The organism is Pseudoalteromonas sp. TB25, from assembly GCF_000497995.1.
Taxonomy (GTDB): domain Bacteria; phylum Pseudomonadota; class Gammaproteobacteria; order Enterobacterales; family Alteromonadaceae; genus Pseudoalteromonas; species Pseudoalteromonas distincta.
This window is the reverse complement of record NZ_AUTI01000355.1, coordinates 2,757-5,135: the sequence shown is the minus strand read 5'-3', so window position 1 is coordinate 5,135 and position 2,379 is coordinate 2,757. Positions and strand designations below refer to the sequence as shown.

Genomic DNA, 2,379 nt, shown 5'->3' with positions numbered 1-2,379 from the left:
TGCTATTGGTGAAGAGCGTGAAACAATTGAAGATGTGATAGAACCATTTTTGATCCAGCAAGGATTTATTCAGCGCACTCCACGCGGGCGAATAGTCTCTGATAGCGCATACCATCATTTCGGTTTACTTCCTAAAAAAGACTAGCCTATACACATTACTTGCTGTGGTTTATTGCACAGCAGGTAACTGACTTAGTATCCCTTGCTTTGATATATTTATACGGCAGGTATTTTACCCAAAACCTCAACACACTGTTGCAAATGTTATTTCAAAATACCTATATGCTTTATAGTTAACTGTTAATTCACAGGGCGTTAAGACTCGCAAAGCTATCCTGCGTACCATTCAAACTAGTAACCGAATTACTTATTGTAAAATAGGTAGTGCAATTATTAGTTTATAAATAAAGTATGTAGCGCACCAAATTGCAGGCAAAAAAAAGCCCGCAAAAAATGCGGGCAAACAACAAGTTGAAGGAAGTAATCCAGGGAACTACGATTTACTTAATTTGGTTTTATCCAGAAAGAGTAAAACAATGTAATACGATAAAATATCCTATTACTAAGAACTTGGCTTAATGAAGCTATCTCATTCAGTGCGCTAGTTCGGTATGGGAGAATAATACGTAAGTTTACTTTTTTGTTCAAACTAGAAAATTTGTATTTTCAGATTAGAAAAACTAATTCGGTGAATTTTATTGTTGTTTGAATCTTGTGCGTTAATTAATCGTTAAATTTATAAGTCAATGAAATTTATAACTTAAGTAATGAGTTCCGTTGTGACTCGGTATTAGTTTTACTATTACGTGAAGGTCAGGCTCATAAGTTTTGAGTGTTTATGCTCTTATTTTGAATAAACGGCGCATTTTATGACGTTTTACCTATATATTTACGCATATTTGTAGTCAGCAAGTTTAGTTAAAAGATTAAATAAAATACTGAGGCATAGGGAAATGCCAACTAAAGCTGTTTTTTTAACGTTTTTTGTTGCCTATTCATAGCAATACCGTTGTCAGCTTGAAATGGACTAGATACACTAGATGCAACTTTTGACCTTGTAAGCGGTCATATTTATACAAATTAATCAATTTGCCGTATTTTGAAATTACTTAGGAGTTTAACGTGGGATCAGGGCTTAATTTTTTAGACCTAATTTTAGAAGCAAGTTTGCTTGTTCAGTTAGTAATGTTAGGGCTAGTTGCCATGTCTGTAATGTCGTGGACAATTATATTTCAGCGTAAAAAAGCAATATCAGATGCACTATCAAATGCTAAGAAATTTGAGCAAAAGTTTTGGTCTGGTATTGATTTAAGCAAATTGTATAACGAAATATCATCACGCAGCGGTCAGTCTCAAGGTATCGAAGCACTATTCACTTCAGGCTTTAAAGAGTTTGCTCGCCATAAAAAGAATACATTTCAAAGTGCGAGTATTGTTATGGAGGGTACGCACCGTTCAATGCGTGTTGCACTTTCTCGTGAAATTGAAAAAATTGAATCTAGCTTATCGTTTTTAGCAACAGTAGGTTCTATAAGTCCGTACATCGGTTTGTTTGGTACAGTGTGGGGTATTATGAATGCCTTTATTGCACTTGGTGAAGTGAAACAAGCTACATTACAAATGGTAGCTCCAGGTATTGCAGAGGCACTTATTGCGACTGCTATGGGTTTATTTGCGGCAATTCCGGCCGTTATTGCTTATAACCGCTTTTCAAACAGTGTTGAAAAGCTTGAGTCTCACTATATTAACTTTATGGAAGAGTTTGCTAATATTTTACACCGTCAAGCAGCTACACAAATAGAGGCACAAGCGAATGTATCAGCGTAAAAAGCGCCGTCCGGTCGCAGAAATTAATGTAGTACCTTACATTGATGTAATGTTGGTACTGCTTATTATATTTATGGCTACAGCACCGTTGATTACACATGGTGTAAAAGTTGATTTACCTAAAATGGAAGAGTCTGATTTAGTTGATACTAAAGATGCTCCGCCCATTATTGCTTCAATTGATGCAGAGGGTAAATATTATGTGAGCGTAGGTACTGATCCTGAAGAGCCTATGGAAGCACTTGATGTTGCTGCGGTTATAAAATTACAATTAATGAAAAACCCTGACGTACCAGTAATGATTAAAGGTTCTGGTAAGGTATCGTATCAAGAAGTATTATTACTAATGGATTTTTTGAAAAATGCAGGCGTACCATCAGTAGGATTAATGACTGAATCCTTTGAGGGGAAGTAGCTGTATGAATAGTTCAGTAGTAAAATCGATAGTACTTCATTTAGGCATAGGTGGTTTTTTGTATGCGTCTGCAAACATTCACCCACCTGCGCCTAAGGTAATGGAAGTAACGTTTAATTCGGCTATACCCACCCCAG

The 2,379-nt window shown here is 36.1% G+C and carries 3 protein-coding genes and 1 pseudogene (1 of these 4 cut by a window edge); all 4 read left to right on the top strand.

Annotated features, from left to right (window positions below; genetic code table 11):
- Positions 1-145, top strand: a 145-nt coding sequence (locus L652_RS1000000124595; protein WP_275451738.1) for a Holliday junction DNA helicase RuvB C-terminal domain-containing protein, incomplete at its 5' end; no start/stop codon positions are given.
- A gap of 977 nt (positions 146-1,122) precedes the next feature.
- On the top strand, positions 1,123-1,827 hold the full coding sequence (gene tolQ, locus L652_RS0115015; RefSeq protein ID WP_007580384.1) for a protein TolQ: 705 nt from the start codon (positions 1,123-1,125) through the stop codon (positions 1,825-1,827).
- On the top strand, positions 1,814-2,242 hold the full coding sequence (gene tolR / locus L652_RS0115010; protein WP_024597679.1) for a protein TolR: 429 nt from the start codon (positions 1,814-1,816) through the stop codon (positions 2,240-2,242). Before tolQ ends, tolR begins: the two co-directional genes overlap by 14 nt.
- A gap of 4 nt (positions 2,243-2,246) precedes the next feature.
- A pseudogene (gene tolA / locus L652_RS01000000123885) lies at positions 2,247-2,379 on the top strand (cell envelope integrity protein TolA); it runs 792 nt beyond the window's last position.